Genomic DNA, 15,471 nt, shown 5'->3' on the forward strand with positions numbered 1-15,471 from the left:
CGACAACATACTTTACTTTCTACTTTGTTTTTAAAACATCCAAATTACCATGTATATCTAGTCAACTTTCCACAAGGCGCAAGTCCGGCAAAATTGTTTTGACGTAATGCTTCAAAGACAACTACGGCAACAGAGTTCGAAAGATTCAAAGAACGAATATCACTTTTCATCGGAATTCGAATGCACCATTCTCTATTTTCCACAAGCAATTCTTCCGGCAAACCTGCTGTCTCCTTGCCAAATACAATAAAACAATCCTCAGTATACTTTACATCGGTATACAGATTTTGAGCTTTGGTAGTAGAAAAATAAAAAGTATGGTCTTTATATTTCTCCCTTAATTCACTGAAACTATCGTAATATTTTATGTTTACTTTATCCCAGTAATCCAAACCTGCACGCTTTAAATATCTGTCATCAACCGAAAACCCCAAAGGCTTGACCAAATGCAGATTAGCCCCCGTTGCTGCACATGTCCTAGCAATGTTTCCTGTGTTTTGAGGTATCTCCGGCTCTACCAATACAACATTAATTGCCATTGTTTTCTCCCTTCCAATAATCCTGCCGTTTATGACATTTAAGGCTTCTACATGGAATTTTGGCCTTTTGGCTTAATTCCGGAAAGCCAAGCAAAAAACAGAGCATGCGAAAACTTGTTTTTACAAGTTCCGCTATGCTCTATTTTAAATTACATTGTAAAGTTAATCAACTACTGAAATATCCAACTCAATTTTTTTATTTTCGTCCAAAAGAAGGGGAATGGATATAGTTTTCATTTTCGAAGGCGATATCTGCATATTCTCCCCCATTAGGAAGGACGGTGGAGTTATTTCAACTCCAACTCCTCTATTATAAAGGATAGTGGCAGTATTGCCAAGAATCATGTTGGTCAGCTCCGACAGGGCGCTTTTTGATATTTCATCCAGCTCCGTCAGTTGAGTCCCTCCCATCATGCCAGAAGCTACAGTCAAAGCAACCGCTTTATTCATGGCAAAGATTGCCTGCCCCCTGATTTTCCCCGTAAGGCCTACTAAAATTACAATATTATCGCTCGTATATGGAGAGCTTTTTAAAGTAACACTACCCAACTTCACATCTATTCCGGCAATTTTTTTTAATACCGTTTGACTTGCTTCTATGAAGGGATTAATGTATTCAACATTCATAAAACAATACCACCTCTCACTTTTGCTGGATAGAACGGACACACACAACAGGTACAAAGTCTGCACTGTAAAACTTTAGTGTTTTACAGTACTTCTCTTTATTACCTCTTCCAATGCCTTCGTAGTTACGGGAGCTCCCTTTTCAATTGAGTCATAAAAGTCCATTTTTCCCGGATCTCCCATTCCAACAATAACCAAATCTTTACGTCCTCTTAAAATACTTAGAGTATCACCGCAGATCTTTCCATTGCGAGTCGGGACCCCTCTTTTGTCCACCGAGCCCCCAATCACTTTTCCTTCCCTTGTAATAGAGCATGTCAGCTTTATCCCGTTGCAGTCCTTGCCATCGGAGGACACTGCCACTATACCCAGTACTTCAATATCGTTATTGTTCAAAATTGATTCCATCGCAGCTTCTCCGGCTCCTCTGCCTTTACGCCCCTTGTCGTCCACCATCACAATCACCGGATCCTGTTGGGATGCTTTTATAAGCTCAACTATCTCGTATCCCGTCAAAACAGTGGGATTTCCGGCAGTATAAGAAATACACCTTCCTCCAATATTTGAAGCGGCAACTTCCAAAGCTGCTTTAGCTGCCATATCGCCGTCGGTGACAATAATAACTTTTCTCTTATCCATTATTATCATACCCGCATTCAAAATAAGTTTAACTTAAATTAAAACCATTACCTTTTAGCTTTAGGTGTAAAGGCAACGGACATAAGGTAGCCAAAGAATATAGCTGCAGCAATTCCTGCCGCTGCGGCTTTTACTCCCCCTGTAAATGCGCCAAGAACACCCAATTTGTCAACTTCCTTGAACGTCCCGGTCACAAGGTTGTAACCAAATCCCGTAAGCGGTATTGTAGCTCCAGCACCGCCAATTTCAACCAATTTCTGATAAACTCCCAGAGCTGTCAGCACTGCACCTGCCGATACAAACAGCACAAGGATTCTGGCCGATGTAAGCTTCGTCTTGTCAATCAGGATCTGTCCTACAGCACAAATCACTCCTCCAACAATAAACGCACTTACGTATGTCATTATAGTATTATCCATATAATCACCTCAAAAATGAGTAATAGCATATTAATCTCTCCCTTATTGATTAAGAGACGTTGTAATGCTAATTGCATGTGCTATGGAAGGTATTGATTCGCCCTGTTGTGTACTTACGGGGCTTAACAAAGCTCCAGTGGCAATAAACAGAACATTCTTTAAGGTTCCGTCCATAAGTTTCTTGTAAACAAACCCAGCAAATACAGTTGCTGCACATCCACAGCCGCTTCCTCCCGCATGAGTGTCTTGTTTTTCGCGGTCGAATATCATCACGCCACAATCATTGTAAATATTGGCAATATTAAACCCCTGCTCTTTCACGAGTTCAATACATATTTCTTTTCCTATGGCACCAAGGTCTCCTGTCAATATAAGGTCATAGCTCTCCGGAGTAAAACCCGTGTCTTTAAAATGGGTAACTATTGTGTCAACTGCCGCAGGTGCCATAGCGGCTCCCATATTGTTTGCGTCCTTAATTCCCATATCAACAATTTTGCCTGTGGTAATATGGGTAATATACGGACCTGGTCCTTTGCCGGAAAGCAGCACTCCTCCAGAGCCGGTTACCGTCCATTGTGCGGCGGGCGGCCTCTGAGTTCCCAGCTCCAAAGGATAGCGGAACTGCTTTTCTGCAGAGCAGAAATGACTGGATGTTATGCACACTACATCATCGGCAAACCCGCCATCAACCAGCATGGCTCCAATGCTCATCGATTCCGCAATGGTGGAGCAGGCACCATATACTCCAAAAAACGGAACATCCGACTCTCTGAGCCCAAAATTGGCAGCAATGCATTGATTAAGTAAGTCTCCCGAAATTACATAATTAATCTCTTGACTTGTTTTACCGGCCTTTTGCAGAATCTTTGAAAAGGTCTCTCTAATCAGCTTGCTTTCAGCCTTTTCCCAGCTTTTTTCCCCCCACATCTCATCTTCAATAATATTGTCAAAAAAGAGCCTCAAAGGTCCTTTTCCCTCTTTCGGTCCTACAATTGAGGCAGTTGAAGTAATGCTGGGGGGATTTTGAAGCTTTACGGTTTGTTTTCCCAATCTTTTAGAAGCCATAATTCACCCCTCTCCGATTTTGAAGCAATTGTCAGCAAATTATCACTGTTTTAATAAAAAGTAAATAATTCCTGCAACTATTGAAGTCGAAATGCCATATACCAACACCGGACCGGCAATAACAAACATTCTTGCTCCGACGCCCATAACATATCCTTCACTTTTGAATTCCATTGCAGGAGAGACTATTGAGTTTGCAAAGCCTGTTATAGGCACAATAGAACCCGCACCTGCGTATCTTCCCAAGTCATCATAGATATTAAGCCCTGTTAAGAGGGCTCCCAAAAAAATCATTATCAGCGATACTATCGAGGAAACCTGTTCCTGTCCATAGCCCTTCATCTTTAAAACATTGGATATAAACTGGCCGACTACACAAATCAGGCCCCCGACTAAAAAAGCCCTGAGCACATTTCTTCCTGTTTTGGAATTAGGCGTCATCTTTTCGACATAAGACTGGTACTCTTTATTTGTCATCGTTTTCTGCATATGAAACCTCCAAATATTGTTAGACTCTTTCTTAGGTCTATACTTTTATCACACCTGCCTCACTAGTATTTGCAAAAACGAAAATCCCTTTAGAAGGCACTTTGTCAGGTTTTTGAGCAAAAATAGCAAGAGTTAAAAATGCGATCACCATTGTCAGGCCCAAAATTATTAAAATCATTTTGTACCTTTTTAGTGCTTCGGTCATATTAAAATCCAATCTCCTTATGCTATAAATTTTTTAAAACTTTGCATACAAATGATTATTATTTATTATTAGGAAATAAAAAAACAATATGCAGGAACATATTGCTTTATATAGCAGTATCAAAAAAAATATACTTTTAAAAAAATTATCAGATTAGTTGTATTTTATTTTCTTTCGGATCTCCTCCAAAATTTTCTTCTCAATTCTTGATACTTGTACTTGGGATATTCCAAGCATTTTTGCAATTTGAACCTGGGTTTTTTCTTTAAAATATCTCAAAACTATAATCTGCTTTTCTCTTGGCTTTAGAGTATCCAAAACCTTCCTTAAGTCAATCCTGTCAACAATGTCTATTTCCTGGTTGTCGCTTTCGTTTGCGATTTTATCAATAAGAAGACTGGAGGAATTGTCCCCCTCTCCCAATGTACTATACAAGGATTCGGGAGTACAATTCGCCTCCATTGCCATAACCAGCTCTTCAACAGGAATTCCAAGCTGCTCCGAGATTTCACCTACAGTCGGCTCGCGCCCCAATTCCTTCGACATAATTTCTTTCGTGATTCTTGCCTTGTTTGCCAATTCCTTAAGGGAGCGACTCACCTTTATCATTCCGTCATCGCGAATAAAGCGTTTTATTTCGCCAATTATCATAGGAACTGCATATGTAGAGAATTTTACATCAAAGGAGCAATCAAATTTGTTTATGGCCTTAATAAGTCCTATGCACCCTATTTGGAAAATATCTTCGGCTTCATACCCTCTGTTTTGAAATCTTCGTACAATGCTCCATACAAGACCGACATTTTTCTCCACCAATACGGACTGGGCATCTTTGTCTCCTGCTTTGGCAGCTGCTATCAATTCCAGAGTTTCCTTTTCATATAATTCGTCCATATTCATCCCCATATCCTCTCAGGTATTAGTTCCATAAATAAAACTGCCTGTGTCCCACATACTGTAAATAATCATTGCTTCGGGGCATCGTTTTTACCCCTGACGGATTTAAAAGTCTTAAACATTGTCACGGTAGTACCTTTGCCAACCTCGGACGCAACCTCAACCCTGTCCATAAAACTCTCCATTACTGTAAATCCCATGCCGGACCTTTCCATATCCGGCCTGGAAGTATACATGGGCTCCCTTGCCTTCTCTATATCTTCTATACCCTTGCCCTCGTCGCTCACACTTATCTCCACAGCATCTTCGTAGAGCTTGCAGACCATCTTCACCAAGCCTTTTTCATTTTCATATCCATGGATTATTGCATTTGTCACTGCTTCAGAAACTGCCGTTTTTACATCCGCAAGCTCTTCTATATTCGGATCTATTTGAGATACAAAAGCGGCCGCCACTACTCTGGCAAATGCCTCATTACATGATTTGCTGACAAACTCCAGCTTGACTTCATTTATTGGATTCATCCCTAATACCCCTTTACATTTTATTAATAGCTTCATCTATGCTATCATAAGCCGAAATTAATTTCATAAGTCCCGACATTTCAAAAATGCGCTTTATCTTATCGTTAACACCTGCTAAAGCCATTTTTCCGTTTAACTTCTGTATATTTTTATATCTTCCCATAACCACTCCAATTCCCGAGCTATCCATAAAAGTAACTTTTGAAAAGTCCAAAACCATGTTTTGGGTTGTGGACTTCAGCATTTCAGCGTCCAATTTCTGCCTTATGTATTCGGCGGTATGGTGGTCCAATTCACCGTTTAATGTTGCAACTAAAGTATTTCCCCTGTTCGATAATTTTATATTCAAGCTTATCCTCCTCCACTGTCAGTTGTCCTAACCTTTATTCTTCCAAAACATTATTTCCCCCTTCAAAGAATATTGTAAAGTTTTGCAATATGGGCAAAAAAATATCGACAAACCGCATCAGAAATCAACATTAAAATATTAATTCCGTTGCAATTTGTCGATATTTTTTATTTTAAAGCTGTTTTCCTTTATTTAATCCTCGGTCAGACCTGAAGTAACAAGATCAATAAGCTCATTTACAGCCCTGTCCTCATCTTCGCCCTCCGCACCTATTACAACCTCTGTACCCGGTGCAACAGCTAAAGACATAAGTCCCATTATGCTCTTGGCATTTACCTTTTTTTCTCCCGCCTTAATCCAGACACTTGAAGTAAACTTCCCTGCAGTTTGTACGAAAAGTGCTGCCGGTCGCGCATGCAGTCCTTCCGGATTAGTTATCGTAATAGTCTTCTCAACCATTTTCATAACTCTCCTTTCTTGTTTCTTAAGCTCTCAGCAATCTTGTCAAGCTTTCTCAATCTATGATTAACTCCAGACTTTCCGAGGGGGGGGCTTAGCATTTCTCCAAGCTCTTTTAAAGTGGCATCACTGTAATCAAGCCTCATTTTTGCTATTTCCCTGAGATTTTCCGGCAGTTTGTCAATGCCAAGATTATCTTTAATATAGTTGATATTCTCGACCTGCCTTACCGAAGCATCGACTGTCTTTTGAAGATTTGCCGTTTCACAGTTCACTATTCTGTTGACATTGTTCCGCATTTCTTTTAAAATCCTGATGTTTTCAAGCTCTAAAAGCGCAGAATGGGCTCCGATTATATTCAAAAAATCAACAATGTTTTCCCCCTCTTTGAGATAAACCACATAGTTTCCTTTTCTCTTTGTAACCTTTGAGTTTAATTTAAAACTGTCCATCAACTCACTGACTTCAGTTGCCAAAGTCATGTTGTGGCAGGTTATCTCCAAATGGTATGTCTTTTCCGGGTCACTCATTGAGCCTGATGCTAAAAATGCACCCCTAAGATATGCCTTTTTGTATTCCTTTTTCTTCATAAGTTGAGCATAGGGTACATATTCCACATTTTCGGACACTTTAATGTTAATATCCTCAAGCACCTTCATAAGACCTTTCGATGAAGTGAGCACGATGATATATACAATATTTTTTTTAAGTTTATGGCTCCTTCTTATGCTTATCTCGGCGTTAATCCCATACAAATCCTTAATCTGCGAAAACACTCTTCTGGCAAATGCAGCATTTTCGGTTACAAGCCTTAAATTGATGTCATTGGTATTAACAGCCTTTATAAGCCCGCTTATTCTCGCTGCGGCAGCAAGCTCAAACATGCTGCTTACGCGCTCCATCTCAATTCTACACAACTCATTTTTAACTGCAGATGAAAACGACAAGGCGGACACCTCATATAATAATTATTGCTTTTTTATGAAAGCTACAAATCGCACACAAATTATACCCTATATCACAATAAATTTCTAGTGTTTTAGCTATATTAATTGCATTACATCCTCAACATAAGCCCTAAGTATCTCTGCCACACTCCACGCCTGGGCAAAGCATCCTCTTGGTATCAGCGGTTCATTGCCGTCAAATATTTCTGAAATGGAACCGAGACAAGCATCTTCAAGATGGTCCTTAAATGGCTCAATAAACCTCAATGCCATTTTCTTGGCTTCCGGCGAATAGTTATTTACCTTAAGGTATGCAGTTATAAAGTGCCCCAAAGGCCATGTCCACACCGTGCCTTGATGGTATGCTCCGTCCCTTCTGTATTGGTCGCCAACATACACTCCCACATATTCCTTTTCTTTAGGAGATAGACTCCTTAGCCCATAAGCAGTATAGAGCTCTTTTAAAACCGTGTCTACAACACTCTTTGCCTTTTCTCCCTCTATTATCGGATAGGAAAGACTTACCGCCAATATCTGATTGGGTCTTACCTTGTCATCCTTATAGCTTTCTGTCAGACAATCATAAAGACACTTTTTATCCTTATTCCAGAAGCTGTCAACAAAAGACTTCTTTACTTTCTCCGCCATCTCATCGTACAATGTGTAATCTTCCTTAAAATGCTTGGAAAGCTGGGACATAACTTTTAAGGCATTGTACCACAGAGCATTTATTTCCACAGCTTTGCCATGACGCGGAGTAACCACCCAGTCACCCACTTTTGCATCCATCCATGTAAGCTGGGTATGCTCATCTCCGGCAGTAATTAGACAATCCTCATCAGCTTTTATATTAAAATGGGTTCCTTTTGAGTAAAATTCAATTATTTCTTTTAGCCCTTTATAAATATTCTCCTTTATGAATTTATAGTCATGGGTGTATTTTACATATTTGTTTACAGCTTCAAAATACCACAAAGCAGCATCAACGGTGTTGTATGGCGGCTCATGCCCGGCATCGGGAAACATATTCGGTATAAGTCCGTCTTTGACATATTTGGAAAATGTATAGAGAATTTCTTTTGCATCCTCAAAACGCCGGGTTGACAAAGTAAGGCCGGTAAGCGCTATCATGGTATCCCTTCCCCAGTCGGTAAACCATGGATATCCGGCAATTATGGTTTTTGCATTTGTAGATTCTCTATGTACGATAAAGCTGTCCGCTGCCAAAACCAGTCTTTTTGCCAGTTCATCCTTGTATCCGGCTTTATCTATAAGCTTTTTAAGCCTCTTTTTTTCTTTTTCTATTATCTTTTGGCCATCCCTATGGTTTATGCTTTTTTCTACAGTTGCAACAAAAGTAATACATTTTTCTTCCAAAGGTTTTATTTCAACATCATAATACCCGGGTATATAATGGTCCTCAGTTGAAGACAGGCCCCTTTCCCTTTCCACCGCATAATCCATATTGTAAAACCAGGTATCGTCAAGCTCCGTAAACTTTCCGTCACTAGAATACAATCTGATGTCAATATCGTAGCAGGAAGGCCGCAAAATTAAAACGTCCTTGTCAAACTTCCTGTAAAAACTCATATATGCCCTGCTGGAATTAAAATGATAATCCCTGAAGTTAACAAGAGGAGTAAGTCTTAAATTCGTTCTGCTTTTTCCGTTTATGATACGGTAAACTACCGCAACAGTGTTTTCACCGTACACCATGCATATTTCCTTTTCAATATAAACATCCCTCACTCTGTAAATGTACTTTGGATTAAAATCATATTCAAATCGCTCCAAATAATGGTATCCACTCATCGTGAAACCCGGAACCTCATAGGAAAACAAATTGAATGATTCATTGTCAATAGTAACGCATTCATCAATTTTGGACAATATCAAGTGCCTGCTTACAGGAGGTTTCAAAGCTGCTACCAACAGTCCATGGTACCTTCTGGCGTTTGAACCTATAATTGTTGAAGAGGAAAACCCTCCAATGCCGTTGGTCAAAAGCCATTCCCTCTGAATCCCTTGCTCGTAAGTTCTCCAACTTGATTTTCCAAAGTTCATGATCATTCCTCCGTATTTTTAGTTTTTATCCAACCATATTTTTAAACTGCTTGATTGCATTTACATAACCGGCTGACTTTCTATTGTCTTTCCCAAATGCGTTCTCTATAACCAGTTCCATGATAGTCTGTGCCAATCTTCTTGTATCATGCCTGATATAACCGTTATTTATGCAGACAAAGTCCCCTCCCCTTAGTTTTATTCCCAATCTATCCAACTCGTCAAAGTCAACTCCGACAATTTGCGCTCCATCCTCACTATACTTCTTTTTCAAAAGCTCCGGTATATCTGCGGTATTAAAAATGCAGTAATCAACAATTCCTTGAAAAGAGTGCCTTTCAAGTGCCTTTATATGATCGGAAACGGTATATCCGTCGGTTTCCCCCGGCTGGGTCATTACATTGCAAACGTATACCTTCAATGCCTTTGAATTTTTTATCGCCTCGCAAACACCGTCAACCAAAAGATTGGGAATTATGCTTGTAAAGAGACTTCCCGGGCCTAGGACAATAACATCCGCTTCCCCGATTGCTTCTATCACCTCATCCAAGGGCTTTACATTTCCGGGCTCCAAATACACCTTCCTGATTGCACATTTGTGAAAGCTGTTGTGACTGCCGATTTTTGACTCTCCGGCAACAACATATCCGTCTTCAAGCTCCGCACACAGTTTTATGTCCTCAAGAGTAACCGGAAGTACCCTTCCCTTTACTGCAAGAACATCACTCATTCTTTGGACAGCCTGTTCAAAGCTTGGAGAAATGCCATCCATCGCTGCAAGAAATAGATTTCCAAAGCTCTGTCCTTTCAGCATCCCATCCTGAAACCTGTATTGAAGCAGCTTTTCCATAATGGGCTCGGTATTGGCAAGGGCCATAATACAGTTTCGTATATCCCCGGGAGGAAGTATCCCAAGGTCCTGTCTCAAAATCCCCGAGCCCCCTCCATCATCGGCAACCGTAACCACAGCCGTTATATTCGAGCTGTAAGCCTTAAGGCCCCTTAGCATAGTTGAAAGGCCGGTACCTCCTCCAATTGCCACTATTTTAGGCCCCTTGTCAAGGATTTTCTTTTCATACGAGTAACTTTCTTTGTCTTTGCCGCATATCCCTTTTGTACCGTTTCCCATGTATTTATACATCATGTCAGTTGCAATAAGCCGAACGGAAGCAACAATAAAAATACATCCCGATATAAAAAGGAGTATCGAGCAAATTATGTCCAAAATGCCTTCCTGCTTATATGCCAAAAACATGCTTGCACCAATCAGGATAATTCCGAAAATGCTCAAAGGATACCATCGATATCCCGGAAGTTTTTTTTGCAGCCAATTGATTTTTTTCATTTTCGCTTGCTCCTGCCATCTTTATCTATATCTCTGTGGTCAATAAACACCCTGTGTTGCTTACCGCAAAGATACGAAAACAATGCTTCGGAAATAGCGACGGATCTATGTCTTCCGCCTGTACATCCCACTCCTATGACAAGCTGGGATTTCCCTTCTTTTATATAGTTCGGTATTAGAAAATCCAGTAAATCTTCGAGCTTGGTCAGAAAATCAGTGGTTTCTGCAAACCCCATCACATAATCCCTGACTACTTCTTCCTTGCCGGTTTTATTTCTCATACTGTCTATATAATAAGGGTTTGGAATGAACCTGACATCAAAAACCAGGTCACATTCAATAGGAATACCGTATTTAAAGCCAAAGGAAACAATGTTTACTATCATCCCGTCAAACTTCCTGCCCTCGACAAATATAGCCAAAATCTCTTCTTTCAGCTGCCTTGGCATAAGATTTGACGTATCAATAACATAAGTTGCGTTTTTTCTGACTTGGGACAGAATTTCCCTTTCGGTTTTTATACCCTTAACCAGTCTTCCCTCAGCCGCAAGGGGGTGAATACGTCTGCTTTCTTTATACCTTTTAATAAGCACATGATCCGACGCATCAAGGAAAAGAATCTCATAATCAATTCCCGCTTCTTTTAAAGCATTAAGCTCGGGAACAAGGTCATTGAAAAGCTCTCCCCCCCTAATATCTATAACAAGAGCTATTTTGCTTATTTTTCCTCTGCTTTTGACACAAATCTCGGCAAATTTGCTTATAAGCACAGGCGGAAGATTATCCACACAGAAAAAACCTATATCCTCCAAATATTTAACAACAAGACTCTTTCCGGCTCCGGAAATTCCCGTAATTATCAGTAATCTCATTTGTACCTCCCAAAATATCCGTCTGTCAGTGAGAATCTCTTTACCCTTCTCCAACAATTCTCACTTCTGTTTGCATCTCAACTCCAAATTTCATCTTTACCGTATTTTGAATATGCTCGATTAAATCCAATATATCCTTGGCTTTGGCATTTCCTATATTGACGATAAAACCGCAGTGTTTGCCGGAAACCTCAGCACCACCTATGCGATATCCGCGAAGTCCGCAATCTTCAATAAGCTTCCCCGCAAAATACCCTTCCGGCCTTTTAAAAACACTGCCTGCACTGGGCATCTCCAGAGGCTGTTTGTCCTGCCTTCTTTGGGTCAAATCATCCATCAAAGCTTTTATTTCTTCTTTATTTCCCTTTTTAAGCTTCATTGAAGACTTAATAACTATTCCGGAATTTTTCAGGATAAAGCTGGTCCTGTACCCAAACTGGTGCTCGTCATTCCGGATAACTTTAATCTCACCGTCACTATCCATAAATTCGGTTTCCACTACGACATCCTTCATTTCGCCTCCGTATGCTCCTGCATTCATAGCAACCGCCCCTCCCAGCGTCCCTGGTATGCCCGAGGCAAACTCAAGACCTGAAAGTCCGTTCTCATAAGCAACTTTTGAAATTTCGGAAAGAAGCACACCGGCACATGCAGTAATAATATCGTCTTTAACGGTAAATTCATTTAGATTATCGTATATTTTTATAACTACTCCTCTTATTCCTTTATCCCTGACAATCAAGTTTGTTCCGTTTCCCATAACAAACACCGGAACGTTTTCGCTTTTACAAAATTTAATAATTTGGCTCAATTGTAAAAAAGATATAGGAGTAACAAAAATATCCGCCGGCCCTCCAACCTTAAATGAAGTGTGATTCTTCATAGGTTCATCTAATTTAACATTCTCCGGACCGGCAATCTCCGCAATTCTCCGTACCAAAAGCTCTTTTTCCAATAACGTCAGCTCCTTACCAAACTATTTTACATTTTACAGTCCATACTATTATTTTACTTGAGCAGCACAGCATATAGAATTCAATATATTTATTTTATACAAAAATTAAGCTGACTACACTTTATTTCCTTTTGATTCTCGCCTTCTTCTGTTTAATATATTCATCAAGCTTGTCGACGGATGTATTCATAATGAGCTCGGAAGGCATATCTACCTCCTCTAGAAGCTTGTATATCCTGTCAAAACGTCCCACATCAAAACTGATATGAAAGTCGCTTCCGCACACTATCTTGACTTGCTGCCTCTTGCACTCTCTGGCAAACTCTTTGCAATTTTCCTCGGAGCCTTTTCTTGTCAAAAAAGAATGATTGTTTAATTCTATTAGTTTTCCGTTCTCCTTTGCTTCCCTTACAACCCTTTCTATATCTACCGGAAACTGCGGATTTCCCGGATGTGCAATTGCATCCACATAGGGATTCTTCAGTACATTTATCACGGCCCTGGTATGCTCTTCCATAGTTTTAGACTCAATACAAATATCATGAAAACTTGCAATGACAAAATCCAGTCTCCTCAAATACTCGTCAGGCATATCCAGGCCACCGGAATAGTCAATTATGTTTGCCTCCACTCCCTTTAGTATTCTTACTCCATATATTACCTCCGGTATAACCCTGAGATTGCCAAAGTGATAAAGATAAGGAGCTCCTTTCATAGCAGGACCGTGGTCTGTAATTGCAAACATTTCAATACCGTTTGCCGAAGCTTCTTTGGCCATTTCTTGAACTGTGCTGTAGGCGTGTCCGCTGGATATGGTGTGCGTATGTGTATCAACTACAAATTTCAAAATTATTCCTCCATTCATCAAGACATGTACATTACTCATCGGATGATTTGCTGATTTCTCCCAACACTCTTTCATTTAAAGCCCTGGCGGCATTGTAACCCAATTTCTTCTGTCTGTTGTTCAAAGCTGCCACTTCCACAATTATGGCAAGATTTCGACCCGGTCTCACAGGAATGGTAAGGCATGGAACATCGATTCCCAGTATCGTCTTATACTCATCCACCAAACCCAACCGTTCATAGTTTTTCTTTTCATTCCAGAATTCAAGCTGTATAACAAGGTTTATGTTTTCGGTAAGCTTTACCGAACCCACACCATATAGGTTCTTGACATCAAGTATTCCAACTCCTCTTATTTCAATAAAATGCCTTATAACGTCGGGAGCAGTTCCAAACAAGGTTTTGTCGGATACTTTTCTGATTTCCACCACATCATCCGCCACAAGCCTGTGCCCCCTCTTCACCAGCTCCAAGGCAGTCTCACTTTTACCGACACCGCTTTCTCCCAATATCAGAATACCTTCTCCATATACCTCGACTAGTACTCCGTGTGTTCTTTCCCTGGGAGCAAGCTCAACATTAAGGTAGCTGATTAAGGCACTCAATATTCTTGATGTGGTCTCCTTTGTCCTAAAAATCGGAATACCGTATTTCTTTGCGACTTCCAGCATTTCCGGGAAAATCTCAAGTCCTCTTGCCACTACCATGCAGGGAAAACCGTATTTAAAAAACTCATCTAATCTGGAATAGCGTTCTTCAGATGTCAAACCCGCAAGATAACTGGTCTCAACCTTTCCCACCATTTGTATTCTGTCAGTCCCGAAATGCTCCAGATATCCTACCAGCTGCAGCCCCGGCCTGTTTACATCTGTAGACTTTACCAGAATATCCTCCAATCTATCTGTGTCGTCTGTAATGAGCTCAAGCGAAAGGTCTTCCTTTAACTTCTTTAACGTAACCGAATACATAATTATTACCCCCTGCTATAAAAATATTTTTATCCTCCCAATATTACCTTTACATAATGTCATTGATAAAATTTTATGCTCAAAATCATCCGTAATTTATTATATTATATCATAGCAATAAAATAAACATAGGTGAAAAGATGCAAAAAGAGAATGGCAAATTATTCGCCATCCTCTTTAGACTTTACACTAAGTATTCTTTAGCAGGTTAAAACACCTGTTTGCGTTTAATCTATAGTACCCTTCTTCACCGGAATTACGCTTATAATTTTGAGTATGTATTTCTTAAATATCTGCAGATCTGTCGAATTCACAATCCCATCTTCATTTAAATCTGCTCTGGGATCATATCTTCTCTCGAGAATGCATTTTCTTATTAATCTAAAATCTGTTGAGTTAGCATTACCGTCATCATTTAAATCACCATAGCGAATTATTTGCACATTTTGAGGTACTTCAAACTTGTATAACTGTTCGTAACCTTTTGATTTAAACATAAAATAGTATATTCCCGGTTTAAGCTCGCCCAGATTGTAGCTCAGAACCTTATAGGTTATTACCTGCAGAGCCGGTCCCGTCCATTCCTCGATAATAGCTGCTCCCAAAAATGGAGCTTTCTCCGAGCCGTCCGGAAGATCTTCTTCCGGAGCTGAACCAACAGGATCATAGCTTACTCTAAAGCCCGTATGAGGAAGAGTAAGCTTGACATTGGCAACATACTCCCCATTCTCGTCAGGCACTACGGAAATTGATACTTCTTTGTCTTTGGGAATCCAATTCACATAACCCTCGGAAACTGCAAACTCAATTGCCTTGCTAAAGTTATTGCTTTTGAATATAAAGGAATAAATGCCTTTGTCGAGCTTGCCCAAATGATATTTCAAAGTTTCCTCAGTTATAACTGTAAAGGAATTACCTGTCCATTTCTCAATATCAGCCGAACCTACGAAAGATATTCTCTGGGTACCATCCGGCAAAGCACCCTTCTCAACCGCTACGACATCCTCATAGCTAACTCTGTAACCGGTGCTTGCGAACTTAATCTTTACAGTAGCAACATACTCTCCTGTGTCATCCGGTTTTACAGAAATCAACACATTTTCACTTCTAGGTGAAAACTTTACCCATGTGCCTTCCAATGTCTCAGCAAACGCTGCTGCCGGCAAAAAGGCAGTGACAAGGAGCAAAACAGCCAGTAGAAATGAAATTTTCGTTTCTTTTGCAGTTATAGTTTAAAAGAAAAATTACCAAAGGCAATAATA

At 40.1% G+C, this 15,471-nt stretch carries 19 protein-coding genes; all 19 read right to left on the minus strand.

Translation table 11 applies throughout. From position 1 onward, the window contains the following. Nucleotides 1–44 precede the first annotated feature (44 nt). Complete coding sequence (trmL, locus tag PLH43_RS02270; protein ID WP_324359645.1) at nt 45–539, minus strand: tRNA (uridine(34)/cytosine(34)/5-carboxymethylaminomethyluridine(34)-2'-O)-methyltransferase TrmL; 495 nt, start codon at nt 537–539, stop codon at nt 45–47. A gap of 162 nt (nt 540–701) precedes the next feature. After that, entirely contained in the window at nt 702–1,166 is a 465-nt protein-coding gene (locus PLH43_RS02275; RefSeq protein WP_324359647.1) for a chemotaxis protein CheX, read from the minus strand. Between the two features lie 75 nt (nt 1,167–1,241). Beyond that, on the minus strand, nt 1,242–1,805 hold the full coding sequence (locus PLH43_RS02280; protein WP_324359649.1) for a stage V sporulation protein AE: 564 nt from the start codon (nt 1,803–1,805) through the stop codon (nt 1,242–1,244). A gap of 47 nt (nt 1,806–1,852) precedes the next feature. Then, entirely contained in the window at nt 1,853–2,209 is a 357-nt protein-coding gene (gene spoVAE / locus PLH43_RS02285) for a stage V sporulation protein AE (RefSeq protein WP_324359683.1), read from the minus strand. Between the two features lie 57 nt (nt 2,210–2,266). Further along, nucleotides 2,267–3,289: a stage V sporulation protein AD gene (gene spoVAD, locus PLH43_RS02290; RefSeq protein WP_324359651.1), complete on the minus strand. Its 1,023-nt coding sequence runs from the start codon at nt 3,287–3,289 to the stop codon at nt 2,267–2,269. 42 nt (nt 3,290–3,331) lie between these two features. Beyond that, nucleotides 3,332–3,778: a stage V sporulation protein AC gene (spoVAC, locus tag PLH43_RS02295; protein ID WP_324359653.1), complete on the minus strand. Its 447-nt coding sequence runs from the start codon at nt 3,776–3,778 to the stop codon at nt 3,332–3,334. Between the two features lie 37 nt (nt 3,779–3,815). Next, the gene (locus tag PLH43_RS02300; RefSeq protein ID WP_324359655.1) at nt 3,816–3,983 is read right to left on the minus strand and encodes a hypothetical protein; all 168 of its coding nucleotides are present in this window, start codon (nt 3,981–3,983) and stop codon (nt 3,816–3,818) included. Nucleotides 3,984–4,136: 153 nt separating this feature from the next. Beyond that, a complete protein-coding gene (gene sigF / locus PLH43_RS02305) occupies nt 4,137–4,883 on the minus strand; it encodes an RNA polymerase sporulation sigma factor SigF (RefSeq protein ID WP_324359656.1) in 747 nt (248 codons plus the stop codon). A 65-nt stretch (nt 4,884–4,948) separates the two neighbouring features. Beyond that, nucleotides 4,949–5,404, minus strand: a complete 456-nt coding sequence (gene spoIIAB / locus PLH43_RS02310) for an anti-sigma F factor (protein WP_324359658.1) — start codon at nt 5,402–5,404, stop codon at nt 4,949–4,951. 13 nt (nt 5,405–5,417) lie between these two features. Continuing rightward, nucleotides 5,418–5,753 carry an anti-sigma F factor antagonist gene (gene spoIIAA / locus PLH43_RS02315; protein WP_324359660.1) on the minus strand — a complete coding sequence of 112 codons (336 nt, stop codon included), beginning with the start codon at nt 5,751–5,753 and terminating at the stop codon, nt 5,418–5,420. A gap of 192 nt (nt 5,754–5,945) precedes the next feature. After that, entirely contained in the window at nt 5,946–6,212 is a 267-nt protein-coding gene (locus PLH43_RS02320; RefSeq protein ID WP_324359662.1) for an HPr family phosphocarrier protein, read from the minus strand. Between the two features lie 2 nt (nt 6,213–6,214). Further along, entirely contained in the window at nt 6,215–7,159 is a 945-nt protein-coding gene (whiA, locus tag PLH43_RS02325) for a DNA-binding protein WhiA (RefSeq protein ID WP_324359664.1), read from the minus strand. A 96-nt stretch (nt 7,160–7,255) separates the two neighbouring features. Continuing rightward, on the minus strand, nt 7,256–9,223 hold the full coding sequence (locus PLH43_RS02330; RefSeq protein WP_324359666.1) for an amylo-alpha-1,6-glucosidase: 1,968 nt from the start codon (nt 9,221–9,223) through the stop codon (nt 7,256–7,258). 25 nt (nt 9,224–9,248) lie between these two features. Then, a complete protein-coding gene (locus tag PLH43_RS02335) occupies nt 9,249–10,568 on the minus strand; it encodes a YvcK family protein (protein WP_324359668.1) in 1,320 nt (439 codons plus the stop codon). Continuing rightward, nucleotides 10,565–11,440 (minus strand): RNase adapter RapZ, encoded by an 876-nt coding sequence (gene rapZ / locus PLH43_RS02340; protein ID WP_324359670.1) that lies wholly within the window; start codon nt 11,438–11,440, stop codon nt 10,565–10,567. Before rapZ ends, PLH43_RS02335 begins: the two co-directional genes overlap by 4 nt. A gap of 40 nt (nt 11,441–11,480) precedes the next feature. After that, nucleotides 11,481–12,395: a UDP-N-acetylmuramate dehydrogenase gene (gene murB / locus PLH43_RS02345; RefSeq protein ID WP_324359672.1), complete on the minus strand. Its 915-nt coding sequence runs from the start codon at nt 12,393–12,395 to the stop codon at nt 11,481–11,483. A gap of 121 nt (nt 12,396–12,516) precedes the next feature. Continuing rightward, nucleotides 12,517–13,242, minus strand: a complete 726-nt coding sequence (locus PLH43_RS02350) for a phosphatase (protein ID WP_324359674.1) — start codon at nt 13,240–13,242, stop codon at nt 12,517–12,519. Between the two features lie 31 nt (nt 13,243–13,273). Then, nucleotides 13,274–14,209: an HPr(Ser) kinase/phosphatase gene (hprK, locus tag PLH43_RS02355; protein ID WP_324359677.1), complete on the minus strand. Its 936-nt coding sequence runs from the start codon at nt 14,207–14,209 to the stop codon at nt 13,274–13,276. Between the two features lie 227 nt (nt 14,210–14,436). Then, nucleotides 14,437–15,396 (minus strand): dockerin type I repeat-containing protein, encoded by a 960-nt coding sequence (locus PLH43_RS02360; protein ID WP_324359679.1) that lies wholly within the window; start codon nt 15,394–15,396, stop codon nt 14,437–14,439. Between the last annotated feature and the right edge of the window lie 75 nt (nt 15,397–15,471).

Source organism: Acetivibrio sp. (assembly GCF_035371925.1).
GTDB lineage: Bacteria > Bacillota > Clostridia > Acetivibrionales > Acetivibrionaceae > Hungateiclostridium.

Excerpts from the sequence above, each read along its gene's own strand:
- trmL (WP_324359645.1), bottom strand. The coding sequence starts at position 539 with ATGGCAATTAATGTTGTATTGGTAGAGCCGGAGATACCTCAAAACACA.
- PLH43_RS02275 (WP_324359647.1), bottom strand. The coding sequence starts at position 1,166 with ATGAATGTTGAATACATTAATCCCTTCATAGAAGCAAGTCAAACGGTA.
- PLH43_RS02280 (WP_324359649.1), bottom strand. The coding sequence starts at position 1,805 with ATGGATAAGAGAAAAGTTATTATTGTCACCGACGGCGATATGGCAGCT.
- spoVAE (WP_324359683.1), bottom strand. The coding sequence starts at position 2,209 with ATGACATACGTAAGTGCGTTTATTGTTGGAGGAGTGATTTGTGCTGTA.
- spoVAD (WP_324359651.1), bottom strand. The coding sequence starts at position 3,289 with ATGGCTTCTAAAAGATTGGGAAAACAAACCGTAAAGCTTCAAAATCCC.
- spoVAC (WP_324359653.1), bottom strand. The coding sequence starts at position 3,778 with ATGCAGAAAACGATGACAAATAAAGAGTACCAGTCTTATGTCGAAAAG.
- PLH43_RS02300 (WP_324359655.1), bottom strand. The coding sequence starts at position 3,983 with ATGACCGAAGCACTAAAAAGGTACAAAATGATTTTAATAATTTTGGGC.
- sigF (WP_324359656.1), bottom strand. The coding sequence starts at position 4,883 with ATGAATATGGACGAATTATATGAAAAGGAAACTCTGGAATTGATAGCA.
- spoIIAB (WP_324359658.1), bottom strand. The coding sequence starts at position 5,404 with ATGAATCCAATAAATGAAGTCAAGCTGGAGTTTGTCAGCAAATCATGT.
- PLH43_RS02320 (WP_324359662.1), bottom strand. The coding sequence starts at position 6,212 with ATGGTTGAGAAGACTATTACGATAACTAATCCGGAAGGACTGCATGCG.
- PLH43_RS02330 (WP_324359666.1), bottom strand. The coding sequence starts at position 9,223 with ATGAACTTTGGAAAATCAAGTTGGAGAACTTACGAGCAAGGGATTCAG.
- PLH43_RS02335 (WP_324359668.1), bottom strand. The coding sequence starts at position 10,568 with ATGAAAAAAATCAATTGGCTGCAAAAAAAACTTCCGGGATATCGATGG.
- rapZ (WP_324359670.1), bottom strand. The coding sequence starts at position 11,440 with ATGAGATTACTGATAATTACGGGAATTTCCGGAGCCGGAAAGAGTCTT.
- hprK (WP_324359677.1), bottom strand. The coding sequence starts at position 14,209 with ATGTATTCGGTTACGTTAAAGAAGTTAAAGGAAGACCTTTCGCTTGAG.